22 protein-coding genes and 2 pseudogenes are annotated in these 25,911 nt (G+C 63.2%); 14 read left to right on the forward strand and 10 right to left on the reverse strand.

Going from position 1 to position 25,911, the window contains the following annotated elements:
• Positions 1–2 precede the first annotated feature (2 nt).
• Both NKJ55_RS20720 and NKJ55_RS20725 read left to right on the forward strand, forming a co-directional pair.
• Positions 3–810: pseudogene (locus tag NKJ55_RS20720) on the forward strand (ABC transporter permease).
• 89 nt (positions 811–899) lie between these two features.
• Positions 900–1,187, forward strand: coding sequence for a DUF982 domain-containing protein (locus NKJ55_RS20725; protein WP_352451481.1), 288 nt, complete (start codon positions 900–902; stop codon positions 1,185–1,187).
• Positions 1,188–1,230: 43 nt separating this feature from the next.
• On the opposite strand, the gene NKJ55_RS20730 is transcribed toward NKJ55_RS20725, so the two are convergent.
• From NKJ55_RS20730 to NKJ55_RS20740, 3 genes and pseudogenes are all read right to left on the reverse strand, one after another.
• Entirely contained in the window at positions 1,231–1,539 is a 309-nt protein-coding gene (locus NKJ55_RS20730; protein ID WP_352451482.1) for a HigA family addiction module antitoxin, read from the reverse strand.
• 115 nt (positions 1,540–1,654) lie between these two features.
• Positions 1,655–2,709, reverse strand: a pseudogene (locus NKJ55_RS20735) (glycosyltransferase family 2 protein).
• 468 nt (positions 2,710–3,177) lie between these two features.
• Positions 3,178–4,509, reverse strand: a complete 1,332-nt coding sequence (locus NKJ55_RS20740; protein WP_352451483.1) for a dicarboxylate/amino acid:cation symporter — start codon at positions 4,507–4,509, stop codon at positions 3,178–3,180.
• A 238-nt stretch (positions 4,510–4,747) separates the two neighbouring features.
• Here NKJ55_RS20740 and NKJ55_RS20745 point away from each other — a divergent pair, with 238 nt between their 5' ends.
• Together NKJ55_RS20745 and NKJ55_RS20750 are read left to right on the forward strand one after the other, a co-directional pair.
• Positions 4,748–6,607 carry a sensor histidine kinase gene (locus tag NKJ55_RS20745; RefSeq protein WP_352451484.1) on the forward strand — a complete coding sequence of 620 codons (1,860 nt, stop codon included), beginning with the start codon at positions 4,748–4,750 and terminating at the stop codon, positions 6,605–6,607.
• Between the two features lie 6 nt (positions 6,608–6,613).
• Positions 6,614–7,969, forward strand: coding sequence for a sigma-54-dependent transcriptional regulator (locus NKJ55_RS20750; RefSeq protein ID WP_352451485.1), 1,356 nt, complete (start codon positions 6,614–6,616; stop codon positions 7,967–7,969).
• A 30-nt stretch (positions 7,970–7,999) separates the two neighbouring features.
• Here NKJ55_RS20750 and NKJ55_RS20755 read toward each other — a convergent pair whose 3' ends face one another.
• Positions 8,000–8,743 carry a 2OG-Fe(II) oxygenase gene (locus tag NKJ55_RS20755; RefSeq protein ID WP_352451486.1) on the reverse strand — a complete coding sequence of 248 codons (744 nt, stop codon included), beginning with the start codon at positions 8,741–8,743 and terminating at the stop codon, positions 8,000–8,002.
• 235 nt (positions 8,744–8,978) lie between these two features.
• Here NKJ55_RS20755 and NKJ55_RS20760 point away from each other — a divergent pair, with 235 nt between their 5' ends.
• From NKJ55_RS20760 to NKJ55_RS20800, 9 genes are all read left to right on the forward strand, one after another.
• Positions 8,979–10,970, forward strand: coding sequence for a tetratricopeptide repeat protein (locus NKJ55_RS20760; RefSeq protein ID WP_352451487.1), 1,992 nt, complete (start codon positions 8,979–8,981; stop codon positions 10,968–10,970).
• Positions 10,971–11,454: 484 nt separating this feature from the next.
• Positions 11,455–12,180 (forward strand): 3-keto-5-aminohexanoate cleavage protein, encoded by a 726-nt coding sequence (locus NKJ55_RS20765; protein ID WP_352451488.1) that lies wholly within the window; start codon positions 11,455–11,457, stop codon positions 12,178–12,180.
• Positions 12,181–12,344: 164 nt separating this feature from the next.
• On the forward strand, positions 12,345–13,301 hold the full coding sequence (locus NKJ55_RS20770; RefSeq protein ID WP_352451489.1) for an acyltransferase family protein: 957 nt from the start codon (positions 12,345–12,347) through the stop codon (positions 13,299–13,301).
• A gap of 397 nt (positions 13,302–13,698) precedes the next feature.
• Positions 13,699–14,202, forward strand: a complete 504-nt coding sequence (locus tag NKJ55_RS20775; protein WP_023677254.1) for an Lrp/AsnC family transcriptional regulator — start codon at positions 13,699–13,701, stop codon at positions 14,200–14,202.
• Entirely contained in the window at positions 14,199–15,362 is a 1,164-nt protein-coding gene (locus NKJ55_RS20780) for a saccharopine dehydrogenase family protein (protein ID WP_352451490.1), read from the forward strand. The genes NKJ55_RS20775 and NKJ55_RS20780 overlap by 4 nt, the downstream gene beginning before the upstream one ends.
• 112 nt (positions 15,363–15,474) lie before the next feature.
• Complete coding sequence (locus NKJ55_RS20785) at positions 15,475–16,263, forward strand: ABC transporter substrate-binding protein (RefSeq protein WP_352451491.1); 789 nt, start codon at positions 15,475–15,477, stop codon at positions 16,261–16,263.
• 72 nt (positions 16,264–16,335) lie between these two features.
• Positions 16,336–17,007, forward strand: a complete 672-nt coding sequence (locus NKJ55_RS20790; protein WP_352451492.1) for an amino acid ABC transporter permease — start codon at positions 16,336–16,338, stop codon at positions 17,005–17,007.
• Entirely contained in the window at positions 17,004–17,678 is a 675-nt protein-coding gene (locus tag NKJ55_RS20795; RefSeq protein ID WP_352451493.1) for an amino acid ABC transporter permease, read from the forward strand. Before NKJ55_RS20790 ends, NKJ55_RS20795 begins: the two co-directional genes overlap by 4 nt.
• A gap of 29 nt (positions 17,679–17,707) precedes the next feature.
• Positions 17,708–18,436 (forward strand): amino acid ABC transporter ATP-binding protein, encoded by a 729-nt coding sequence (locus NKJ55_RS20800; RefSeq protein ID WP_352451494.1) that lies wholly within the window; start codon positions 17,708–17,710, stop codon positions 18,434–18,436.
• Positions 18,437–18,522: 86 nt separating this feature from the next.
• On the opposite strand, the gene NKJ55_RS20805 is transcribed toward NKJ55_RS20800, so the two are convergent.
• The 4 genes from NKJ55_RS20805 to NKJ55_RS20820 form a co-directional block, all read right to left on the reverse strand.
• The gene (locus NKJ55_RS20805) at positions 18,523–19,644 is read right to left on the reverse strand and encodes a tetratricopeptide repeat protein (protein ID WP_352451495.1); all 1,122 of its coding nucleotides are present in this window, start codon (positions 19,642–19,644) and stop codon (positions 18,523–18,525) included.
• Between the two features lie 762 nt (positions 19,645–20,406).
• The gene (locus NKJ55_RS20810) at positions 20,407–20,859 is read right to left on the reverse strand and encodes a nuclear transport factor 2 family protein (protein ID WP_352451496.1); all 453 of its coding nucleotides are present in this window, start codon (positions 20,857–20,859) and stop codon (positions 20,407–20,409) included.
• Between the two features lie 14 nt (positions 20,860–20,873).
• Positions 20,874–21,539, reverse strand: a complete 666-nt coding sequence (locus NKJ55_RS20815; protein WP_352451497.1) for a hypothetical protein — start codon at positions 21,537–21,539, stop codon at positions 20,874–20,876.
• A gap of 130 nt (positions 21,540–21,669) precedes the next feature.
• Positions 21,670–22,857 carry a LuxR C-terminal-related transcriptional regulator gene (locus NKJ55_RS20820; RefSeq protein ID WP_352451498.1) on the reverse strand — a complete coding sequence of 396 codons (1,188 nt, stop codon included), beginning with the start codon at positions 22,855–22,857 and terminating at the stop codon, positions 21,670–21,672.
• On the opposite strand from NKJ55_RS20820, the gene NKJ55_RS20825 reads away from it, so the two are divergent.
• Positions 22,840–23,247 carry a hypothetical protein gene (locus NKJ55_RS20825; protein ID WP_352451499.1) on the forward strand — a complete coding sequence of 136 codons (408 nt, stop codon included), beginning with the start codon at positions 22,840–22,842 and terminating at the stop codon, positions 23,245–23,247. The two genes, NKJ55_RS20820 and NKJ55_RS20825, sit on opposite strands and share 18 nt — an antisense overlap.
• A gap of 544 nt (positions 23,248–23,791) precedes the next feature.
• Here the strand turns inward: NKJ55_RS20825 and NKJ55_RS20830 are convergent.
• Entirely contained in the window at positions 23,792–24,844 is a 1,053-nt protein-coding gene (locus NKJ55_RS20830) for a Gfo/Idh/MocA family protein (protein WP_352451500.1), read from the reverse strand.
• A 53-nt stretch (positions 24,845–24,897) separates the two neighbouring features.
• Positions 24,898–25,683: a ThuA domain-containing protein gene (locus tag NKJ55_RS20835; protein WP_352451501.1), complete on the reverse strand. Its 786-nt coding sequence runs from the start codon at positions 25,681–25,683 to the stop codon at positions 24,898–24,900.
• Positions 25,684–25,911 lie beyond the last annotated feature (228 nt).

Genomic DNA, 25,911 nt, shown 5'->3' on the forward strand with positions numbered 1-25,911 from the left:
CGATGCCGACCTACCGCCCCGGTCCCGTCTCGCTGGTCCTCGCCGCCCTCGTCGCGCTGTTCCTGCTGCTGCCGCTGCTCGCCGTCATCCCGGTGTCGCTGACGCCGAGCCGCATGCTGGCGATGCCGTCGGGCGAATTGTCGCTGCGCCATTACCGGGCGCTGATCGAGGATCCGCGCTGGATCAGTTCGATCCTGCTCTCGATCAGGATCGGCATCGTCAGCAGCGCCTTTTCCACCGTGCTGGCGCTCTGCTTCAGCCTCGGCATCTGGATAATTCCAGCCGCGCTTCACGGCAGCATTGGTCGGTTTCGTGCTGCTGCCGATGGTGGTGCCGCCGGTGGTCTCGGCAATCACGCTCTACTTCCTGCTGACCTCGATCTCTGGCGTCAGCTCATTCTTCGGCTATGACACCTGGCTGGGTGTCGCCATGGCGCATGCGGTGATGACGGTGCCCTTCGCCACGGTGCTGATCCTGGTGTCGCTCAGCCAGCTCGACCGCCGCATCGACCTCGCCGCCCGCGGCCTCGGCGCCACCGTGTGGGAGCGCGCCACCCGCATCATCATGCCCAATATCAAGTTCGGCATCGTCACCGCGGCGTTGTTGTCCTTCGTGCTGTCCTGGGAAGAGATCGGCGTCACCCTGTTTATCACCTCGGTCAACGCCATCACGCTGCCGCGGCTAATGTGGATGGGCCTGCGCGACAACATCGACCCGGCGATCGCAGCGCTCTCGGTGATCCTGATCGTCATCACCGTGCTGGTGCTTGTGGCGCGAAGCGTCGTGGTCAGGCTGCGCGCAGCGCTGTAGACGCCGCCTCACGCCGAGGTGACTGGCGCGAATGAAACCTTGGGCTACGATTTTCGTTATAGATGGTTCAACAGGTCGAAGGCCCCGCCATGAACCAGGGATGGTTTGCCAAGCCGGTTGCGGTTGCGGTCGGCATCGTGGGAGATATCCGCAACATTTCCAACGCACGGCAGGCTGTCGCATTGCTGGAAGCCCACTGGCGTGACACCGGCAGCGCCAAACACGGGGTGGCACTGCGCACATGCCGCCGCGCCATGAGCGACGATCGCTGGACCGAAGCCGCCAGGAACGCGTTCATCGAGGCCGCGCGGGAAGCGCATGTCCTGGTCGAGCGAGCCGTCGAACCGCAGGACCGGTCCAGGCAGGCGGGACCGTGATCGATTTGTGAGAGCCTCGGTGGTTCGGCCGATCTATTGCATCTCAGGCAGCATGCAGCCTTGGAATGGCGCTGACGTCAACCTCGCGTTCGGCGTGCCACGCATCATAGGCGGCCTGCATCCTGAGCCAGATCGCGGCGCCGTCGCCGAACATCTTTCCAAGACGGGCAGCGACAGCCGGCGACACCGGCTTCTTTTCGCGGATGATGTCATAAAGCTGCTGGCGCGAGATTCCGAGCAGATTGGCGATCTCCACCTTGGTCTTTCCGGTTGCCGGGATAATGTCGTCAAGCAGCGCTCCAGGGTGGGATGGGCAGCGCTCCATCGGACGCATCGGCTCATAAGAGGTCATGGGCTGGTTGTCCTTTCGCTTGGGGCGCCACGTACCCATAATGATATTGTTCGAAATCTACCCGGGTTGCCAGACCTCCCAAAAACCTGGCGGAGTTGTGGCACAGCGCCACCCACTAACCCATGGCATGGCGGATTCTCTTGGACAGGCGGCTCAAAAATGCCGGCCTCGACGACGCATCAAGCTTCCACGACAGCACCGCGGTCGCCATTTTCCGCGGCAACACTCCGACCGACAGGAACCAGGCGGCAAGGATTGCACGCCGCCGCAGGGATGCGGTCATTTCGAGGCTGGCGACGGCGCCGGCCGCCCCGAGCGCCAGCCGGGAATCGTCGGCGACGGGATGTCGGTCTCTGTCCGCGCAAAGCGATGCCAGCCGCTCTTCCAGGTGGACCGGATCGTGGCGGACGGCATTCGACGGCACGATGGTCAGGCCGATCCCGGAAGCCTGGTCCGACAGCGCCTGCATGCGGCGGAAATCGTGAGTTACCCGCCAGCGTGCCCGCTCGGCGAGCTTTTCACCGAAGACTGAATGGTTGGCGCCATGGATCCGGTAGGCGCCGAGGCATTCGTCGATCGATTGGACATGCCCGTACATCGGCGCCAGCGTTGCCAGATAGCCGTCGGCGCCCTGGCGGAACTCCGGCTCCGGTATCGGCATGATCGATTCGAGCGTTGCGCGGTCAAAGGCGAGCCCGCTGGTCACGGTCGTCTGATAGCGGCCCTTGTGCAGGAGTTTCGGCATGACGTCGCCGCTGTCGAAAGCCAGTTCGGGCGGCGGAAAGACATCCTTGATGCGTTGCCCCTCGTCGACGCCAGTCTGGACTGGACCTGGGCGGTTGCCTCGTCCCAGGTTTCGACAATGGTAGAGACGGCGGTTGGATAAAGATAATCGTCGGCGTCGAGGAACAGGACGATCTTGCCCGAGCTCGCCGCGAAGCCGGTGTTGAATGCCGCCGCGTGTCCGCCATTTTGCGCTCGCGGGCATGCGAGTATCTCATCGCGATAGGATTCCATGATTGTCGTGGAATTGTCCTGCGATGCATCGTCGACGACGATGACTTCGACATCGGCGTAGTCTTGCTCGAGGGCGCTGTCGATGCTGCGTTTGAGGAACCGCGCATAGTTGTAGTTCGGGATGATGATGGATACCGGAATGACAGGCTGCATCGCGTTTGACCTCGCATCTTGCTTTGGTTCGGCAAAGGCCCTCATGGGCCTGCCCCTCTTCAAGTGGCCCTCTTCAGGCGCGACGAGTTCCCCTCAGAAAAGCTTGCGCTTTCCACCAGGAGACGGGTCACGTTTCGCTTGCGACTTCGCAGTGAGGCCGCCATTGCCTTCGAGGGCTGCCGCCATAGTCAGAACGCGGTCGGCAGCAAAAGCTCCGACGTTCGGCCAAGGTGATGTCGCAACCGAGCCCGACGGAAATGTCTCGCCTCGCAATCAGGTCGGGAGCGAAGCGGACGGGTGCCCTGAAGGCATGGCGGATACTGGCCTGCAAATGCGGCTGGAACAAGCCCCGCGTCGAAAATAGGGCCACTTCAGGTTGCGTTTCAGGCGGCATGCCGCGACCGCCGGCCCTTTTGCCCCGGAGCCGGTGAACCGCCTCCGGGGCTTATGACCATGCAGCCTAAACAGTCAGGCGGCCTGCAAACCCGGCAGCGACAGGTCGACTTCCTCCGGCAAGTCGCCGGCCATGGCGGCGGCAAACTTCGTCTGGTCGAGTTCTCCCTCCCAGCGTGCCACCACGACCGTCGCTACCGCATTGCCGATGAAGTTGGTCAGCGCCCGGCACTCCGACATGAAGCGGTCGACGCCGAGGATCAGCGCCATGCCGGCGACCGGCACCGTGGGGACGACCGAAAGCGTCGCCGCCAGGGTGATGAAGCCAGCGCCGGTGATGCCGGCGGCACCCTTGGAGCTCAGCATGGCGACGGCGAGCAGCAGGATCTGGTCGCCGTAGGTGAGTGGCGTGTCGGTCGCCTGCGCGATGAACAGCGCCGCCAGCGTCATGTAGATGTTGGTGCCGTCGAGGTTGAAGGAATAGCCGGTCGGGATAACCAGACCGACCACCGAGCGGTTGCAGCCGGCGCGCTCCATCTTGGCCATGAGGCCTGGCAATGCCGCTTCCGAGGACGAGGTGCCGAGCACCAGCAGCAGCTCTTCCTTGATGTAGCGGATCAGCGCCAGGATCGAGAAGCCGTTGTAGCGGGCAACCGCGCCGAGCACCACTAGCACGAACAGCAGCGCGGTCAAGTAGAACGTGCCGATCAGCATGGCGAGATTGGCGATCGAGCCGATGCCGTATTTGCCGATCGTGAAGGCCATGGCGCCAAACGCGCCGATCGGTGCGGCCTTCATCAGGATGGCGACGAGGCGGAAGATCGGCGTGGTCAGCGCCTGCAGGAAATCGACGACCGGACGGCCGCGATCGCCGACCAACGCCAGGGCGACGCCGAACAGCACCGAGAAGAACAGCACCTGCAGGATGTCGCCCTGCGCGAAGGCGCCGGTGATGGTGTCAGGGATGATGTTCATCAGGAACCCGACGATGGTTGTGTCGTGCGCCTTCTCGGCATACGCCGCCACCTTGGCGGTATCGAGCGTCGCTGGATTGATGTGCATGTCGGCGCCGGGCTGGACGACATTGGAGACGACCAGGCCGACGACCAGCGCCAGCGTCGAGAACACCAGGAAATAGATCATCGCCTTGCCGGCGACGCGGCCGACCTTCTGCAGGTCGGAAACACCGGCGATGCCGGTCGCCACCGTCAGGAAGATCACCGGCGCGATCACCATCTTCACCAGCTTGATGAAAGCATCGCCGAACGGCTTCATCGCCTCGCCGGTTTCGGGATAGAAATGGCCGAGCAGCACGCCGGCGGCGATCGCCGCCAGCACCTGCACATAAAGATGCCGGTATAAGGGAAGTTTGCCGCGCGGCTCGGCGGCAGCGATTGCTGTCTGCATGACGTCCTCCATGGCGCCCCGATCGAAAGCTCGACTCCCCGGGGCAGTTGTTTTGAGACCAGCAGCCTCGCGACTGCTGAATTCGTGTTTGCAACAGCCGTGCCAGATACGCAGAAGAGTGCTTCAGCATTGATTTTATTGAGCATTCGCAAACGTCCGCACTGCCGGACGCATGGCCAAGTGCGACTCTCCGCATAGGTCGAATTGCGTTTTGTGCGAGTTCATGCACAAATGGGCGATGCTGCAACGCCCCGCCGGTGCCTTGTCTTCGACGCCCGAGCAACTCGCCAGGCGGGCGCGCCGAGCCTGGCTGCTGTTTGCGGCCGTCGCCCTGCTGATCGTCACCGCAGCGCTCTACGGCGCCGGCCTCTACGGCCGCACCGCCGAGGTCGAGACCCTGGCGGCGCAGGGGCGTACCGACGCCAACCTGAAGATCGCGCTGCTGCGCGCCGTGCTCGAAAGCCCGCGTGCCCTGCCCCTGCTTTTGTCCGCAGACCAGCAAGTGCGTGACGCGCTGACGCAGAAAAATGCCGCGGCAATCGATGTGCTGAACCGCAAGCTCGAGGGGCTGGTCTCCGGCACCAAGGCGTCGGTGCTCTATGTCATCGGCACCGATGGACTGGCGATCGCCTCCAGCAACTGGCGCGAGCCGATCAGCTTCGTCGGCAACGACTACCGTTTCCGCGATTATTTCTCCGGCGCGATGCAGGCCGGAACCGCCGAGTATTTTGCGCTCGGCAATGTCAGCAAGCGTCCCGGCCTCTACATTTCGCGCCGCGTCGGCGACACAGACGCACCGCTCGGCGTCGTCGTCGTCAAGATGGAGTTCGACCAGCTCGAAGCCGACTGGCGCGAGGCGAATCGCCCGGCTTATGTCAGCGACGAGAATGGCGTCGTGCTGATCACCAGCGTGCCGTCCTGGCGTTTCATGACAACCGCACCGCTGGCCGCACCCAAGCAAGCCGCGATCCGCGACAGCCAACAGTTCGGCGACGCGCCGCTTGTGCCGTTGCCGATCATGCACGCGCAGGCGCTCAGCCCGGATGTGTCGATCGTCCACGCAGTAACGCCCGGCGGCAGCGACGCGGAGTATCTCAGCCTTTCAACACCGATCCCTTCGACCCCCTGGCGGCTCGACTATCTGATCCCGGCTGAAGCGCCGATCGCCGCCGCCGTCCGCGAAATGCGGCTTCTTGCGCTCGGCGTCGTCGTCCCGCTGCTCGGCCTTGCCGCGTATCTGTTGTGGCGCCGGCAGTCGGCGCAGATGCGGATTGCCGCCGAACAGGCAGCCCGCACCGAACTCGAACGCCGCGTCGTCGAACGGACCGAGGATTTGAGCCGCGCCCGCGACCGGCTGCAGGCCGAGATAACAGGCCACCGCAGCACGGAAGCCAAGCTCCAAATCGTGCAGCAGGATCTGGTCCAGGCCAACCGCCTCGCCATCCTCGGCCAGGTCGCTGCCGGCGTCGCCCATGAGATCAACCAGCCGGTCGCCACCATCCGCGCCTATGCCGACAATGCCCGCACCTTCCTCGACCGCAAGCAGACCGGGCCGGCCGAGGAAAACCTCGGCGCTATCGCAGCCCTTACCGAACGCATCGGCTCAATCACCGAGGAGTTGAAGGCATTTGCCCGCAAGGGCCGCACCGCCGCCGAGCCTGTCGAATTACGTGGTGTTATCGAAGGCGCCGTCATGCTCTTGAGAAGCCGCTTTGCCGGCCGGCTCGACGCGTTGGTCATCGACCTGCCGCCGCCGAGCCTCAAGGTCATGGGCAATCGGGTGCGGCTCGAACAGGTGCTGATCAACCTCTTCCAGAACGCGCTCGAAGCACTCGACGGCCGCGACGACGCTCATGTGCAGGTGTCGGTCGAGGAGACCGCGGACGGCGTGACGGTCGGCGTGTCCGATAACGGACCGGGCATTCCACCCGCGATCCTCAAATCGCTGTTCACGCCGTTCAACACCTCCAAGGAAAAAGGCCTTGGCCTTGGCCTCGTCATCTCGAAGGACATCGTCGCCGATTATGGCGGCCGCATCGAGGTTTCGAGCGACGACAGCGGCACCCGCTTCACCATTCATCTCCAGACAGCAGCGTAAGCCATCATGACGAACGACAATGCCGCGCCGGTGATCCTGATCGACGACGACCGCGATCTCCTCAAGGCCACCGTGCAGACGCTGGAGCTTGCCGGCTTCTCGGTCTCGGCCTTTGCGGCGGCGGCCGAGGCGCTGGCCGGGCTCGACGCCGGTTTTGCCGGCGTCGTGGTGTCGGATATCCGCATGCCTCAGATCGACGGCTTGCAGCTTTTCAACCGCATCCTGCGGCTGGATACCGACATTCCCGTCATCCTCGTCACCGGACATGGCGACATCGCCATGGCCGTCAAGGCGATCAAGGACGGCGCCTACGACTTCATCACCAAGCCCTTCGCCGCCGACCGGTTGGTACAGAGCGTGCGCCGCGCAGCGGAAAAGCGCCGCCTGGTGATGGAGAACCGGGCCTTGCGCGAGGCGGCCGGAGAGGCGCAGGACGGCCTGCCGCTGATCGGCCAGACGCCGGCGATGGACAGGCTGCGCCGCACACTACGCCAGATCGCCGACACCGACGTCGATGTGCTGGTGACCGGCGAGACCGGCTCCGGCAAGGAGGTGGTGGCAAGCCTTCTGCATCGCTGGAGCCGCCGCGCCAAGGGCAATTTCGTCGCGCTGAATTGCGGCACGCTGCCGGAGACCGTCATCGAAAGCGAATTGTTCGGCCATGAGGCCGGCGCCTTCACCGGCGCGCAGAAGAAACGGATCGGCCGCATCGAGCACGCCAGCGGCGGCACGCTGTTCCTCGACGAGATCGAAAGCATGCCGGTCTCGACACAGGTGCAGATGCTGCGCGTGCTGGAGATGCGCGAGGTCACCCCGCTCGGCACCAACGAGGTGCGGCCGGTCGACCTGCGCGTCGTCGCCGCCGCCAAGGTCGACCTCGGCGATCCGCGCCAGCGCGGCACGTTTCGCGAGGATCTCTATTACCGGCTCAACGTGGTGACGATCTCGATCCCGCCGCTGCGCGAGCGCCGCGACGATGTCGCCCTGCTGTTCTTCTATTTCGCCGAGCGCGCCGCCGCCCGTTTCCACCGCCAGGTGCCGGCAGTGCCGGCTTCGGTGCATCGCCATCTGAGCGACCATGACTGGCCGGGCAATGTGCGCGAACTGGCGCATTTCGCCGAGCGGTTCGTGCTTGGGTTGGAGGAAGGCGCCGAAGCACAACCCCCTGCCCCGACCCAATCGAACACCGCCATGAAGCTGCCGGAGCGGCTGGAGCGCTACGAGGCCGACATCATCCGCGAGACGCTTGGCCGCAACGACGGAGACGTCAGGCGCACGATCGAAGCGCTGGGGATTCCGCGCAAGACCTTCTACGACAAGCTCCAGCGCCACGGCATCGTGCGCAGCGATTTTTCCAGGTAACCGCCGCCGGGCCTCGACCGGGCGGCTCGGTTACTTGGCGTCGTGGAAGATGATACCGACAGTGTGGCGCATGCCGGAGCGAAGCCGGCTGACGCCGTGCCTGAGATTGACGCGGTAATTGCCCTTGCTGCCCTGGACCGGACGATTGTGGACCGCGAAGGCGACTGCATCGCCCTGGCGCAGCGGCACCACCTCGGCGCGGCTTTGCATGCGCGGACGCTGCTCGGTCAGCACGAACTCGCCGCCGGTGAAATCCTTGCCTGGTTCGGACAACAGGATCGCGACCTGCAACGGGAACGCCAGATCGCCGTAGAGATCCTGGTGCAGGCAGTTGAAGTCGCCGTTAACGTATTGCAGCAGGAGCGGCGTCGGCCGCGTCTGGCCCTGCTCGTGGCATTGCCTGAGGAACGCGGCGTGTTCGTCGGGATAGCGCTGCGCGATACCCATGCGCTGGTTCCAGTCGTTGGCGACCGCGGCCAGGCGCGGATAGAGCGCGGTGCGCAAGCCGCCGATCAAGTCGGGCAAGGGATAGCGGAAATAGCGGTACTCGCCCTTGCCGAAGCCATGCCGCGCCATATGGACATGGCTGCGGAAATGGCTCTCGTCCGAATAAAGTCCGGCAATCTGCCGGCACTCCTGCGGCGTCAGCAGCTTTTCCATCACCGCGCAGCCATAGCCGCTCAGCTCATCGGCCAGCGTCCGCCAATCATATCCGGCAACGCGCACCTCCGCCGATTTCACCGCCGCTTTCGCGCCTATCGAATCGATGGTCATGGCTTCGCCTCCTGTGGCTTCTCTGTCATTGAGATGGGTGAAACGGCGCGCGCGGACCACCCGTTTCTTGCCGGGTGAGCTCGTTAGCGATTGTCTCGGGGATTTCGTTGAACACAATGCAGCTGGGCTTGCCGCGATGGGGGGCGAATTGATCCGACGGGTTCGACAAAGGGACGGGGCAGTCCGGCAATTCCTCGTTTGCCTCGTCGCGATGCTGGTCTCGGCGCTCCCGGCCTTGTCCGCCAGCAGCGACTGCGTCAGCGACGACGAGGTCGAGGCCAGCACGCGGATCGCCGCCTGCACGCGCATGATCGAGGATCCCACGGAGCCTGTGGCCAACCGCGCGACTGCCTACTACAAGCGCGGCGAGGCACGGGCATCACAAGGCGACTACGACCGTGCGATTGCCGATTTGGGCCAGGCGATCGACCTCGATTCGAAATTCGCCGGTGCTTACTATGCCAGAGGCGCCACAATGGTCGAGGAGGGCGAAAATGATCGCGCCATCGCCGATTTTGGCCAGGTGATCAGCCTCGACCCGACAAACCCCGAGGCGTACAACAGCCGAGGTGTCGCCTGGGAGCACAAGGGCGACTACGACCGCGCCATTACAGACTATGGTCAGGCCATCAGCCTCGACCCGAAGCATTCCGATGCCCACAGCAACCGGGGCAACGCCTGGGCAGACAAGGGCGACTACGATCGTGCCATCGCCGACTACGACCAGGCAATCAGCCTCGATCCTAAAAATGCGGGAGCCTACAACAACCGTGGCGTTGCCTGGAAACAGAAGGGCGAATACGACCGAGCCATCGCCGACTACGAACAGGCGATCAGTCTGGATGCGAAAGACGCCAAAGCCTACAGCAATCGTGGTGCTGTCTGGGTACTAAAAGGCGACTATGACCGAGCCATTGCCGACTACGCTAAGGCGATCGGCCTCGATCCTCGCGATGTCGATGCCTATCAAAGTCGAGGCATCGCCTGGGCACGCAAGGGCGACTACGACCGCGCCATCGCCGATTACGACCAAGCGATCAGCCTCGACTCGAAAGACGCCAGCACCTACTACAACAGAGGCGTGGCTTGGTCGCACAAGGGCGACTACGACCGCGCCATCGCGGATTATGACCAAGCAATCGGCCTCAATCCTCAGGACGCTAGTGCTTACAACAATCGAGGCGTTGCCTGGAAACACAAGGGCGATTACGACCGCGCTATCGCGGATTATGACCAAGCGATCGGCCTCGATTCCCGGGACGCCACCGCTTACAACAACCGTGGCATTGCCTGGAAGAAGAAGGGTGACGACGACCACGCTATCGCCGACTACACGCAGGCAATCAGCCTCGACCCAAAAAACGTTAATGCCTGGTACAACCGGGGCCTCGTCTGGTCTGACAAGGGCGACTATGATGGCGCCATCGCCGACTTCAGCCAGGCAATCACGCTCGATCCTAAAGACCCAACTGCCTACGACAACAGAGGCAATGCCTGGGCACGCAAGGGCGACAATGACCGTGCCATCGCCGACTACGGCCAGGCGATCATGCTCGATCCAGTACATGCCAAAGCCTTCAGGTACCGAGGCCGGATCTGGCAAAAGAAGGGCGAGGACGACCGCGCCATCGCCGACTACGACAAGGCGATCAGCCTCGATCCGAAAGGTGCCCCTGGTTACGACGGCCGCGGCTTCGTCTGGTCGGCAAAGGGCGACTACGCCCGCGCGACCGCCGACTACGATCAGGCAATCAGCCTCGATCCGAAATATGCCTATGCCTATCTTGGCCGCGGCATTCTCTCCTTCTATTCGAGCGCGCTGGCCAAGGCGCAAGCCGATTTCGGACAGGCGGCCACGCTCAAGCCCGACAATGCCTATTTTGCGATCTGGCTGGAGATGACCGAGCGGCGCAGCGGTGCGGTGGGCCACTTGCAGGAAGCGACTGAAAAGCTCGATATGACCAAATGGCCGGCGCCAGCGGTTCGCATGCTGCTTGGAGAACTGACGCCGGCCGAGGTATCGGCGGCAGCCGACGACCCGGACCCGGCCAAGAAACGCGGCAATCTGTGCGAGGCGAACCTGTTCATAGCCGAGTTCGATCGGCTGCAACGACATGACGACGAAGCCTTGCGGCTCTACCGGGTCGCTGCCAGCGATTGCCCCGCGGAATATTACGAATACGTTGCGGCCAAGGCCGCTCTGCACGAGCTGGGCGTGGTTCCGTGAAGATAACTTCCGAGACATTTGATGATGCGAGGAGCGAATTGACCGGACCGGTTCGAGTGTGGCTCAAGCCTTCATGGTGGGCACTGGCCGCTGCAATCGTCCTGACGGTTTCGGCCCTGCCGGCGTTCGCGGCCAGCAGCGACTGCGTCAGCGATGACGAGGTCGAGGCAAGCACGCGGATCGCCGCCTGCACGCGCATGATCGAGGATGCGACAGAGCAAGGCATACGGTCAGCTATTGTCCAAAGAGTTTTTTGTCGAATACCGTGCCGCCAACGCTGCATTACGCGAGTTGGGTGTTTCGCCGTAACTCTGCCCGACGGATGTTCGTTTGCTAAGAAGACTAAGCCGAACAACACGATAGAGGTGCATTCTGCCAGACTGATTCAGGCTGTGCCGGCGTCCATATGTGAGGAGCCTTCGCCAGCGCGATTCCGGTTTTCACTGGCCCGCGCTAGACTGGCAGCAACCGGACTGCCCCCGGTATGATCGTCCAGACCTGCATCAATGGCGCGCGAAGCGCCGATTTCCACCCGCAACTGCCGCTGACGGCGGAGGCCATGGCGCGTGACGGCGCGGCCTGCATCGCTGCCGGCGCCGCCGAACTGCATGTTCATGCCCGCGGGCTGGACGGTCGGGAAAGCCTGGCTCCGGCGGCGATGGATCGGACGGTGCTGGCGCTCCGCCGCGCCTGCCCGGGGACGCTGATTGGCGTGTCGACGGGTGCCTGGATCGAGAACGACGACCAGCGGACGCTGGTTGCGATCGCCGGCTGGAGCGAGCTGCCCGACTATGCCTCGGTCAATCTGAGCGAAGACGCCGCGCCCGCAGTCATGGACCGTCTGCGCCAGCGCGGCATTGGCATCGAAGCCGGGCTCGCCTCCGTTGCCGACGCCGAACGCCTGGTGAGCCTCGACCATGGCAACCGCGTGCTGCGCATCCTGATCGAAATCTCCGAGCAGGAGCGGGACGCTGCGCTTGAGATCAGCGACGATATCGCCGCCGTGCTCGACGGCGCCGGTATGCGCCGGGCGATCCTGCTGCACGGCGCCGACGCCACGGTCTGGCCTTTCGTGCACCGGGCGGCGGCGCGTGGCTGGTCGACGCGTGTCGGACTGGAAGACGGCAAGGATCTTCCTGATGGAACGGTGGCATCCGGTAACGCCGCGCTGACAGCGGCAGCCGTCGCGATCTTCGAGGCCAGTCGTTAGCGCGGGGAAAGCGTTGATCAGCACATCAACAACCCCGTATGTTAGTGCTCTCCTGCACCGGGGGCCATTTTTATGAACATCATTCCACCGAATGATCACGCCGCGCCGCGCCGGATTCAACAGTATACATCGGTACAGATCCTGCGGGGGCTAGCAGCCCCCTCATGGTTGTTATCTATCATCTTCCGGCCGCGCTGGGCATGCTCGACCTGCGTATTCCCGTTCTGAACAGTGGCGTCGACTTGTTTTTCGTCATCAGCGGTTTTGTCATGGTTCTCTCGACAGAGAACAGACGTCGTGACCACCGTGCTTTTTTGATGCAGCGGTTCACGCGCGTCGTTCCGTTCTATTGGGTCATGAGCTTCCTCATGGTCGCCGCACTTTGGTTGTTTGCCGGTCGTGCAGTGTCTCTTGAGCAGACCACCAATAGCCTGCTTTTCATACCCTATCTCGATACGGTCACAGGCTATGTCCAACCGGTGCTTGGCGTGGGTTGGACGCTCAATCTGGAAATCCTGTTTTACATTCTGTTCGCGGCGACGATGGGTTTTGGCAGGTTGACGCAAATGGCCGCGGTCGGCGTTGTCTTTGCAATCGCCGTTGCTGCACGCATCATCTTCAAACCCGCCGCCGACACTGTGCTGTTTTTCTACACCACGCCAATCCTGTTTGAGTTCCTTGCCGGCATGGCTCTCGGCCACCTGGTCGGCAGGCTGACGCGTTTGCCTGCCGTCCTGGGTGTCTCGGCACTCGTGTTCGCCATCATGTCCATGCTGGTGATGGTACTTGGCTTCAACTTGCCGCGAACCCTTGCTCAGGGAATCCCGGCGTTGATCCTTGTCGCGGCTTGCATCAGCCTGGAAAGCTACTTCCGGCTTTTTGCTCCTCGCGTGCTGTCAAGGTTGGGCGACGCTTCCTACTCTCTCTATCTGACCCATCCTATCGTGCTGCTTGCGACCGCTCCTGTCGTTGCAAGCACCAATCTGTCACCATGGCTTGCAGGCGCGGTTATTGTCACCGCCTGCATTGCCGTCTGCCTGGCCAGCTACAGTTTTATTGAAAAGCCGCTTTTGGCCATATTGCGGATGAGCCGTTCCGCCCATCAGGTGAAGGCACAATGAGTTGCGGCTGCGCCCCCACCAACTTGGTCGGCGTGCTATCGAGGTGCGTTGCACCTCTTGCGCCACTTGCTTCTTCACCCTCGAACACAGCGCGTCTCGAACGGCGCTGTCTCACCAACCTCAAATCGGCGGCGCTAAACCTTCAAAGGTATGGGAAAACAAAAGACCCGCCTCGGGGAGGCGGGTCGTTGGAGCCAATTAGCACCATACCCAAATTAGTAGCATAGCTGCCGGCACAAAGCAAGAACAAAATGTGGCGACATCGACGAAACTGCCGATAGGCACAGCGGCACGGCGGATGACATGGCTCTTGCCATTGTTAAAAATCTCTCGTAAGGTATTTTCATATAAGAAAGAAAATACGATCGTTTCTTTCCATTTGTGAAAGCCCTGGCATTTGCGGGAACATCTCGATCAGACCGACCGGCGACTGGTCAAGCTGCTGTCGCAGGATGCGCAGCTTGGCGTCAACCGCCTCGCCGAGAAGATGGCGATCTCGGTGCCGACGGTGCGCATGCGGCTGCGCAACCTGCTCGACCGCAACCTGCTCAAGATCGTCGGGCTGCTCAACCTGACCGAACGCCCCGAGCTGATCTCGGCGATCGTCGGCATCAATGCGCAGGGACGTGGCCGCGCCCGGGAACTGGCGCAGCGCATCTCCGAACTGCCTTTCGTGAACTCGGCCGCCGTCGTCACCGGACGCTTCGACATCATCGTCGACGTGACCGTGGCCGGTGATGTCGCCGATCTCTACCGCGTCACCAGCGAGCTGATCCCCGGCGCCGGCGAGCCGGGCGAGGTCGTGCGCAGCGAAACCTTCGTCGTCATGGCGTCCTGCAACAAATGGGTCAGCCTGCCGGAAGGCTGCTGGTCGGACGAGACGCGAAAGGAAATGGCATGAAGATCGCGGTTCTCGGCGGCCTCGGCCTGCAAGGCCGGGCGGCGATCGCCGATCTCGTTGCCAGCGACGGCGTCGAGCAAGTGGTCTGCGTCGACACGGCAACCGACGGCGCTGCGCGGCTTGGCGGCCTGACCGACCTTGCCCGGGTGCGTTTCGTCGTGCCGGAGGGCGCGATCGGCCCAGCATTGGCCGATGTGATGAAGGACGTCGACGCCGTCATCGACCTGTTGCCGCAGCCGCTGATGCGCGAAGCGGTGGAGGCGGCGATCGCGACGCGCACGCCGCTGGTCACCACCAATTACGGCAAGGCTATCGGCGACCTCGCGCCCGAGGCCGAAAAGGCCGGCGTTTCGATCGTGACCGAATGCGGGCTCGACCCCGGCATCGACCTTGTGCTCTACGCGCGCGCCGCCCGCCAGTTCGACACCATCACCGCGATCGATTCCTACTGCGGCGGCATTCCCGAGCCGAAGGCGGTGGTCGAGCCGCTGCGCTACAAGGTGAGCTGGAATTTCGACATGGTTCTGGTCAGCCAGAACCGCGACAGCGTGCTGGTCGAGAACGGCAAACGGGTCGATGTGCCGGCCTCCCGCCAGCACGACAATCGTTTCATCCACGAGATCGAGGTGGCGGGGCTAGGCAGGCTGGAAGCCTTCCCCAATGGCGACGCGCCGCATTATGCCGGCATGCTCGCCGCCGCCAAGGAGCTGCAGCGCTCCGGCCGCTATTCGCTGCGCTGGCCCGGCTGGTCGGCGTTCTGGGCGCCGCTGAAGCAGCTCGGCTTCCTGTCCGAGGACAAGGTGCCCGGCACCGGCATCAGCCCACGCGAATTCCTCGGCCGGCTGCTTGGCCCGCAACTGCAATATGGCGCGGACGAAAAGGACCTTTGCGTCATGCGCAACGTCTTTGTCGGCAGCGAAGGCGGCCGACGCAAGACGGTGACCTCGGAGCTGGTCATCGAACGCGACCTCGCCTCCGGCCTGTTCGGCATGAGCCTTGGCGTCGGCTATCCCGCCAGCATCGTGGCGCAGATGCTGGCACGGCGTGAGATCGCCACGCCCGGCCTGCTCAACCCGCTGCTGCATGTGCCCGATGGCCGCTTCCTCGATGAGCTGGCCAGGCGCGGCATCAAGGTTGCCGAAATGGTGAGCTGGGACTGAAGGATTTTCGAACGGTGGTTGCCGCCGGCAACGGCGCTGCCGCTCAAAAAGCACCTCGATGGGGTGAAGCAAACAAGTGGAACAACAAACGACAACAAGGAGGAATGCCCAAATGAAGATTGCCAAGCTTTTCATCGCCGGACTTGCGCTCGCCGGCCTCACCGCTGCCGCCAGTGCCGGAACCCTCGACGAGATTACCAAGCGCGGTGAGTTGCGCGTTGCGGTGCAGACGCAAGGCCCGCCCTTCTCGCTGGTGGGTGCTGCCGGCGAACGCACCGGCAGTTCGGTCGAACTCGCCGAACTGATGGCCAAGGAAATGGGCGTCAAGATCACCTTCCTCGACTTCGACTGGGACGGCCTGATCCCGGCGCTGCTGTCGGGCAAGGCCGATCTTCTGGTCGCCGACATGACGCCGACACTGGCGCGTGGCATGAAGGTCGCCTTCACCAAGCCTTACATGTACACGGGCAGCACAGTCTTCACCAAGGCTGGGACCGCCTTCAAGTCCACCGAGGACTGCAAGGCCAAGGGCACCAAGATCGCGGTGCTGCTCGGCGCCACCGGCGAGAAGGAAGCCAAGGCCGCCTTCCCCGATGCCGATATCAAGAGCTACAAGGGCGGCGGCCCGCTGCTGCTCGACGCCGTCAACAACGGCCAGGCCGATTGCGGCGTCAACGACGTCTCGGCGGTCAAGGGCCAGTCGACCGCTTACCCGGCCGGCAGCTTCACCATCATGCCGGATATGCTGTCGAAGGAGCCACTGGCCTTCGCCACGCGCTATGACGAGCAGGACCTGCTGGTCTGGATGAACCTGTTCCTCGACCAGGTCAGCCTCGACGGCCGCCTGCAGAGGAACCTCGATTACTGGGTCAATTCCGACGCCTGGAAGAAGGATCACTGAGTAGAGTGAATAGTGAGTAGGGAGTAGTAAAGCGCTACTCGCTACTCGCTACTCGCCATTCACCGCCCCACCATGCTCGAAAACTTCAGCTTCCGCACCATTGTCGAATATCTGCCCCTGTTCGGGCAGGGCCTCGTCACGACCGTGTGGCTGTCAGTCCTCTCCTTTGCCGGCGCGCTCGCCGTCGGCATCGTGCTCGCCGCCATGAACCTGCAGCGCGGCCGGCTGTTCCGCGTCCCGGCCAAGGCCTATATCGACGCGGTGCGCGCCACGCCGCTGCTGGCGCAGCTTTATTTCCTCTATTTCGGCCTGCCGCGGCTCGGCTTCGTCCTGCCCGAGTTCGTCGTCGGCATTCTCGCTTTGTCGCTGAACAGCGGCGCCTATGTCGCCGAGATCATCCGCGCCGGCATCCTGTCGATCCCGCGCGGCCAGGTCGAGGCCGGCGTCGCCTCGGGCATGACCTATGTCCAGCGCATGCGCCTCGTCATCCTGCCGCAGGCGTTCAAGGTGACGATCCCGCCGCTGCTCGGACAGGCGATCGTGCTGGTCAAGGATTCCGCCCTGCTGTCGCTGATCTCGGTCGCCGAATTGACGCGCGCCGGACAATTGCTCGCCTCCGACCGCTTCATGCCGGCCGAAGGTTTCATCACCATCGCCGCCTTCTACCTCCTGCTCTATTACGGGCTGAAGGGGTTGGCGGCGCTCTCCGGGCGCTGGCTCGGCCTCGCGGGGGCACGGACATGATCTGGCAGCAGCTGCAAAGCGTCGCCGGCAGCTATCCTCTCGCGCTGCGCGGCCTCGGCATGACCGTGGTGCTGTCGTTGATCAGCCTGGTGCTGGGCACCTTGCTCGGCTTCGGCCTCGGCATCCTGCGCACCGGCGGCAACCGGTTGATCAGCGGCGCGATCGGCGCCTGGGTCGACCTGATCCGCGGCACGCCGTTCCTGGTGCAGATCTTCCTGATCTTCTTCATCCTGCCGGAACTCGGCATCGAGCTCGACGCCTTCACCGCCGGCATCATCGCGCTGACCAACCTGGCCGCCTGCTTCATCTGCGAGATCGTCGTCGCCGGCATCCGCTCGGTGCCATCAGGCCAGGTCGAGGCAGCACTTGCGTCCGGCCTGTCGCGCTGGCAGCGCATGCGCCAGGTGGTGCTGCCGCAGGCGATGCGCATCGTGCTGCCGCCGCTGGTCGGGCAATATGTGCTGCTGATCAAGGATTCCTCGGTCGTCTCAGCCATAGGCCTGACCGACCTCACCCGCGTCGGCTGGCTGGTGGTGCAGCGTGTACCCAATGGGCTGCTGGTCTTCTTCCTCGTCGGCCTCGGTTACTTCATCGTCTGCTACCCCCTGATCATGCTGGCCCGCCGGCTGGAGCAACGCATGGGCGCTGCGCATGGCGAGGTGCAGTTGTGACATCGAACCCCAGCAAAAATGGCACCGGCATGATCGAATTTCGCGGCGTCAACAAATGGTTCGGCCAGCTCAACGTGCTCAGGGATATCACGCTGAGCGTCGAGCCGCGCGAAGTGGTCGTCGTCTGCGGCCCGAGCGGCTCGGGCAAGAGCACCCTGATCCGCTGCATCAACGGCCTGGAGACGATCCGCGACGGCGACCTGACGGTCGACGGCCAGCGCCTCGGCGACCCCGCCACCAACATGACGCGGCTGCGCACCGAGATCGGCTTCGTCTTCCAGTCGTTCAACCTCTATCCGCACAAGACGGCGCTCGAGAACGTCACGCTGGCGCCGATCCATGTCCGCAAGATCCCGCGCGCCGAGGCCGAAATGGCCGGGCGCGAATTGCTCGCCAAGGTCGGCCTCGCCGACAAGGTGAACGCCTATCCGGCGCAGCTGTCTGGTGGCCAGCAGCAGCGCGTGGCGATCGCCCGCTGCCTCGGCATGCGCCCCAAGATCATGCTGTTCGACGAGCCGACCTCGGCGCTCGATCCCGAGATGATCTCGGAAGTGCTCGACGTCATGGTCGCGGTGGCCGAGGAAGGCATGACCATGATGGTGGTGACGCACGAGATGGGCTTTGCCCGCAAGGTCGCCCAGCGCGTCGTGTTCATGGACGCCGGCGCCATTGTCGAGAGCGGCACCCCGGACGAGTTCTTCTCCAACCCGAAGACCGACCGCAGCCGCGCTTTTCTCAGCAAGATCCTGCGGCATTGACAGCAGCGACAATACGCACCGAACCTGCCGTCGCCTTTGCGCCGAGGTTGCGCACGAGTCTACAATGAATCATCCGCAACGGCGCACTATGGCGACACACCGAGCGCGCGCAGTGCCTTGCCTGCCGCGACATATTCGATGAAGTCGTGGGGGCAGTCGCGTACCGCAAGCCGGTACCGCCGCAAGGCTTCATCGTCACGGCCGTCGAGCCGGTAAAACTCCGCGACATAGAGATTGGCCTCGCATAGATTTCCGCGTTTCTTGGCCGGGACCGGGACGGGATCGTCGGCTGCGGCCAACGCTGCTTCGGGCGTCTGTTCGCCAAGAAACATGCGAACCAGCGGCGCCGGCCATCTGGCCATGTCGAGCCTGCTGGCTGCCTGCCGCAAATGGCTCGCGCCACCACTGCGCCGCTCAGCCAGATCCGCCCAGATCGCAAAATAGGCATTGTCGGGCGCAAGTTCCGCCGCCGCGGCAAGGTCGGCTTGCGCCTTGGCCGGTTCGCGATCGTAGAAGTAGTAGATTCCCCTGCTTCCATAAGGGTTGACATAGGTCGGATCGAGCGTGATCGCCTGGCTGTAGTCGGCGACGGCGCGCTCTGCATCACCCTTTGCGCCCCAGGAAATGGCCCGGTTGTTGTAAGCGTAGGGGTGTTGGGGATCGAGGCTGATCGTCTCGTCGAAATCGGCGATGGCGCGGTCGAACTCGCCCATCCTGTTGAAGACGAAGCCGCGGTTGTTGTAGGCTTGGAAATATGCCGGATCGAACTCGATGGCGTGGCTGTAGTCGGCGATGGCGCGACTGTCGTCGCCCTTATGAGCCCAGGCGCGGCCTCTGTTGTAGTAGGTCTCAGCTTTTCCTGGATCGAGCTCGATCGCCCGATCGAAGTCACTGATGGTGCTGTCGTTCTCGCCCTTGTCGAGCCATATCTGTCCGCGCTCGTTGTAGGCATCGATGTCGTCCGGATCGAGAGCGATGGCGTTGTCATAGTCTGCAATAGCCCGGTCATCGTCACCGCTGTCAGTCCAGGCGATTGCCCGGCCGTGGTAAGCGATGGCGCGACTGCCCGGGCTTCGCGTCCTGTCCTCGATGATCCGCGTGCAGGCGGCGATCCGCTGTAAGCCTGCAGCAGCGCCACCGCAATCGTCGCTATCCTCGGTCAGTGCGGGAGCACAAAGCGCAAGCAGCACGATGAGACCGGCCAGCACCCGCCGCCCTCCTTGATTCAACCGTTCGATTAGCCGCCCACCAAACATCAGCAGGATTTGATCACAATTACAGGTTGTTGGCCTCGTGCCAACTTGATCAAACAAATCTTTGTTCTTCGCAAGTCATCCCCGCAAAGAAATGGTCAAGTCGAGCCCGTCACGCAGCTGAGGCGCCTGTACTCTGGATTAGTCCGTAGATGCGCTTTCCGGTGGATCTGGCCGGGTCGGGAGGCTGACGGAGCGTGGCGCCGAAGCCTCAGCTGCGCCCCTGTTCCATTTCGATTGAATCGAAATGGGGCTCTATCTTGCTGTTTGACCACGATCTTATCCGCAAACCGGTTTCCACTTTTCGGGATCATGGTTCCAGAGCGGCCGCGGCCGGCGTCGTCAGCCGAACGTCGCCAGAGGCTCGGCGCTGATCTCGACCCACATCGGTGTCGATCCGGTAATGGACGGTGGTGCCGCAATCCGGGCAGAAGCTGTAGATGACGCGGCCGCCCTCGTCGCCAAATCTTGCGCCGGGTTAACGTCCGCTCTGGGCCTAAGATCTGCCGAAGCGTTCAGCCGACCAAGCGGCAGCAATGGGTGGCGAGCCGACGCTCCACGCGAACGCATGGAATGGCCGGATTGCTGGGCTAGCCGGACGTTGAATGTGGATCAATTCGGGCTGAAAAGAAGCACAGTTCTGGCTCCATGACGCCGGCAGAGCCGATGGTCCCGCCAGCGCAATTCCTTTCTCTGCCCGTTTCGGACCGACGCTTCTCAGAACGCGAAATCCGCGGACTGAACGACATCGGCTGGGAGCCAGGTTTCATGAACTTGCAAGATCTCGGGCCCCCGGCTGTAGCCGCGATCGCGGACCACCATCGTCGTGACCCGGCCATTGTTCGGTTGATCGGAGTCCTTCGCGTCGCGTTGCCATTCGTGGTAGTTCACGACCGCCAGGTCGGCGCTTTGATGGCTGATCCGGATGTCGCGTATCTTGATACGGAAGGCCGGATTCGATCCGTAGATGCTCTTCATGTAACCTGCGAAGTCTTTTCTCCCGAACGCCCTGCCGCCTGGCATGATGGCGACCAGATCTTCGCTGATCCGGTCGAGCGCGTTCTTCTTGAACGTCGCATCGTCGCCACGGCATCGGCCGGTCACCCAGTCGGTGAAGAATTCGTGGACGTCGTGGATCGTCGCTTCGATTTCCTTCGTTTGAAGGGACATTTTTTCCTCCTGTTTTACGATGATGCTGGATCAGGCGCTTTGCGCTGTGGCTTGCCCGACCGGAGGCTCCTTGAGGACAGCCCGTACCACGCGAGCCACAGGCACATGAGAAGCGAGGAAATCAGCCAGATCGGACCTCCGATGCCGATCCCGAGCTGCTCATCGAGTGTCCACCCGGTTGCCGAAAGGATACCGAACGCCGAGCCGACGATCGCGGCCCATCGGGGCAGTATCCCGACGTCATCGCGGGCGTCGTGATACGCGACAAGCGCTGTCGCCAGGGCGAGCGCCCAGAATCCGTTACCCATGCCGCCGGAAAACGCCCACCAGGTCATGAAGGCGTTGGTGTCACCCCGGTCGGCCGCGACCGCGACCACCGATGCCTCGGCGACTGCGGTGGAGAACGTGGCCAGGGCGCCGAGACCCATCACTATCCAGGCAGAACTCAGCATCGGCGAACGCCGGACCCGGGGGTTGAGTGCCAGGTTCAGGAACGAAGCGCCGGCGATCAGGAACAGCGCCGCTGCCGCCGTCCAATGGACCGTAGCCCATCGCCCATGGCCCTCGGCGATATTCTGCATCTGAACAGACAAATCCGCGTCCGGTGGCCCGTGAAAGACGAGCGCAGCCGCCAGCAGCAGCGTTCCGGTGGCGAGCCAAACACCGCCCGGCCCGCTCATGCTGTTATTATTCGTTTGCATCGGGAAAACCTCCTGTGGCCTTTACCACGCCATGAGGTTTAGACCCGCGCCACGGTTGCCCGCTTCGGCGTAAGTACCCACGCAGCGAGAAATTTTGGCTTGGGTAGGATTACCCAGATACGACCATGCCGATCAGGCCGTGCTCGACCGCATAGGCCGTGGCTGCCGCGCGCGTGCGCACGTTCAGCCGCGTCAGGATATCGCTAACGTGATGGTCTACCGTCCGCTGGCTCAGACCGAGCTCGCCGGCAATTTCCGGGTTGGTCAGGCCTGACGCGATCAGGCGCAGAACCTGCGTCTGTCTGGGGGTGAGAACTTCGCCGCCTGTCGCCGTCATGGTGACCCGCAGCTTGCCGGCAACGGCTTCGTCGGGGCGCGCGCCGAGCTCGCGGAAAAGTCTTATCGCTTCGTCCAGTTCGGTCTGCGCCGCTTCAGTATCGCCGGTTGCGAGACAGGCCCGCGCTGTCAGCACCCGCATCCGGGCAAGATGATAGGGCGCCCGAAGGTCCCAGAGGATCGCTACCGCGCGCCGGATATGGGCCAATGCCTCCGCGGCTCGACCAGCATGGATCAGCACCCGCGCGGTAGCCTCGGCGGCTACGGCGCGGACTGCATCCGCGGAATATTGGCGCGCGCAGTCGTGCAGTGTTTCGCACAGCTCCCAAGCGTCATCGGCCGAACCGACAGCGAGAGTGATTTCCACCGCAGCCGGCAAGAGGCGGAGTTTGCCCGGCATGTCGTCGACGGACTGCAGTGCGCGGCGGATCGCCGAAAGGGCCGGCTGCTCGTGCCCCTGCTGCAATCGCATAAGCGCCAGCCCCGGCTGCGGATCGAACCCGAGCCTGCTCGCTGCGCGATAGGCGGCATCGGCCTCGTCCCATTGGCCGCGGAGGCGAAATACCTCGCCCTTCTGGTAGAATGCCGGACCGGCGTGGTGCTTCGAGGGCCCCTGCTGAAGGCGGATGCTGGCGACACCGGCCTCGCGGCCGGCCTCGTCCCAGTGGCCGTCGAGGATCAGAATTTCGGCCCGGTGGATCAGGCATCTGCCGGTGAAGGCAACGATGTCGGGCTGTCCCGCGCACCATCCGACCAGCGCCGACGTCCATTCCCTCGCCCGGCCCGTGGCATGAAATTTCTGACAGATCTCGATCACGCTGCAGTAGACCAGCCCGGTAACGATCGGTGAGAGCCGGCCCGAGGTGACCGAAACCATCGCCTCGTCCAGCAGTTCGAAGCCGCGCACATAGTCGCCGCGCAGGATCAATATCCGGCCCTGAAGGTGGCGCGCGATAGCCAAGAGGTCCGGATCTTCGCAGCGCTGTCCGATCTCCGCGGCACGTGTTGCGTGCGCGAATGCTTCGTCCGGCCTGTCGGCGGCGAGACGTTGTTCGACCATTGGGAGCTGAAGGTAACCCTGTTCTGCACATTCCTGCGTATGATCCTCGACCAGCCGGTTGGCGCGGGTCAGCCATCCGCTGCCTTGGGCGAATTCACCGCGAAACATCAGGGTGAGCCCGATCCAGAAGCCGCAACGCGCTGCGGATCGTTCGCGTCCGTTCCGGAGATGGTCTTCGAAGGCCCTCTCGTAGTCCCGAACGAATTCCTCCTCGCGCCCAAGCATGTAGGCGGCTTCCCCGAGGCGCTGGAGCTCGGCGCCGCCAAGTTCACTGCAGCGGTCTCTGTCTGACAGTTCGCGGTGAAGCCTGGACCAATCGCCGCGATTGGCTAGCTCCGCATACAGATCCGATGCAACTGCACCATCTTCCGGCGACTTGTCGCGTGATCGGTCGGAGGGCGCGGGCATAGCCTCAGAATAGCACATATCTTGCTGAGGAGGTGGCGGCAGGTTACTGATGTGACAGAAGTTCGTTTCGGGCTCAATCGAGCCGTTCATCGCGTCCGCCGCCGAGGACCGGGGAAGGGTGGATGCTGCCATTCGTCTTGTCGATGGGAACGAGTAGGTAGCGCCAATATCGCGACATTCATGGCGCTTCTCAAAAGCTGCCCTTCGCGCAACGGCTCGAATCGACCCATTTCTGCCGTTCGGATATCGGCCTCACCATCTCCAAGGCGGACATTCACCCATTATTCGGCGAAAAATCTCGTTCCGATCAAAGCCGCCCTACTTCGTTGCACCGGCTCGCCCGGACAAGTGGCCGATACCTGAGCGCAGGAACATTCGGCGCGCCGCGTGACCATGGCTGGCTCCTCTCAAGATTCCCTGAACGATATCACTGCGTATCGGTGCTCAATTCGGCCCGCTTCTCATCCGAGACGACGGCGAGGTCCAGGACCTTCTGCAATTCGGCAGCATGCCGGAACGACGGTTCGGCCTGGACGCCGTTGCGCACCGCATCGACGAAGCGCTGGTAGTTGGTCTGCACCGTTCCGGCGTCCAGAACTTGCCATTTGGCGTTCTCGACATCCTCGCCGATGCAGGCTTTCAGCTCCGAGCCGGTCAGATTGTGCACGACTTCGATGCCGCCCTTGTCGCCGTAGATGCGCAGGCGGAGTTCGTTGAGATGGCCGGTTGCCCAGCGGCTGGCATGGACGACGCCGAAGGCGCCATTGCGGAAATCAAGCGCCATGGTGAAACTGTCATTGGCGTCGAGCTCGTATTCGCCGATGCGGTTTTCGGGCGCCTTGTCGAAGGATCTCAGGCGGCAGAACACATGGTCGATGTCGAGTGCGGCGCCATAGCTGGCGAAATCGAGGATGTGGATGCCGACGTCACCCAGCACGCCGTTGGAGCCATGGCCGCGCGACAGCCGCCACAGCCATTTCGAATCGGTGCGCCAGTCGCCCCAGAATTTGGACACCAGCCAGCTCTGCAGATAGGACGCCTCGACATGCCTGACCGTGCCGATCTCGCCGGCCAGCACCATGGCGCGCGCTCTCTGCAGCGGCGCGACATTGCGATAGGTCAGGTTGACCATGTTGATGATGCCGGCTCGCTCGGCGGCAGCGGCCATCTCACTGGCCTTCTCGAAGTTTTCGGCCAGCGGTTTTTCGCACAGCACCGGCTTGCCCGCCGCGATCAGCATCATGGTGGTCGGATGGTGGATGCGATCGGGCGTCACGTTCGCCACCGCGTCGAACTTGCCCCATGCCAGCGCCTCGTCCAGCGACGCGAAGCGGTTGGGGGTACCATAGATGTCCGAAAACTTGTCGACGCGCGTACGGTCGAGATCGACGGCGCCGATCAGTTCGACGCCCTCGATCTTGCCGAACTGCCTGGCGTGCTCCTCCGCCATCCAGCCGGTACCGAGTATCAACAGACGCATGATTCTTATCCTTAGGACAGGGCTTTATCTTCTTGTTCGATCACGGATTTGGTCTAGCGAAAGCCGGCTCCGCCGGGGGAATGAAGTTTTCCGCCGCGCTCGACGATCGGCTCGAGCGCCTTTTCCACCGGCACGTTCGGCGCATCGAGGATGGCCGGATTGGAGCCTTGCGGGTTGTGCGCCCATCTCACCGCATTGCGCAGCACCTTGTGGACGTTGGCGTCGTGATAGGTCGGATAGGTCTCGTGGCCGGGCCTGAAATAGAAGATGTTGCCGGCGCCGCGGCGATAGGTCAGCCCTGACCGGAACACTTCGCCGCCCTGGAACCAGGAGATGAAGACGGTCTCGAGCGGCTCCGGCACGGCGAACTGCTCGCCATACATCTCCTCGTTCTCGAGCTCGAAATACTCGCCGATCCCGGCAGCGATCGGGTGGTTGGGGCTGGTCACCCAGAGCCGTTCGCGCTCGCCCGCCTCGCGCCATTTCAGCGTGCAGGGCGTGCCCATCAGCCTCTTGAAGATTTTCGAGAAATGGCCGGAATGGAGAACGATCAGCCCCATGCCTTCCCAGACGCGGCGCGCCACGCGCTCGACCACTTCGTCGGCGACGGCGCCATGGTCTTTGTGCCCCCACCACAGCAAGACATCGGTCTTGGCCAGACGGTCGGCCGGCAGCCCATGCTCCGGCTGCTCCAGCGTTGCCCAGGACACTGATATCTCCGGGTCGAGCTTCAGTGCATTGGCGATCGTCGCATGCATGCCCTCGGGATAGATGCCCGCGACCACCTCGTTGGTCCGCTCATGAATATTCTCGCCCCAGACGACAGCGCGTATTGTCATGATGTCCTCGTGATTGTTTGAAGCCGGAGCCGCCCCACCGGCCACTCATACTGTCCCTGGACGGGATTGAAAACCTTCGAGATTGGCCAAACCTCCCCAGCTTCGTCATCCCAGGGCGGAGCAGGCGCGAAGCGACGTCGCGAAGACCCTGGGATCCATATGTGGACGGCGCCCTGCCTGCAACGGTTGTTTTGCGTCGTTTTCGATCGCTTGCGTCCATATGTCCGG

The sequence above is a fragment of the Mesorhizobium sp. M0106 genome (assembly GCF_040322715.1).
Classification (GTDB): Bacteria; Pseudomonadota; Alphaproteobacteria; order Rhizobiales; family Rhizobiaceae; genus Mesorhizobium.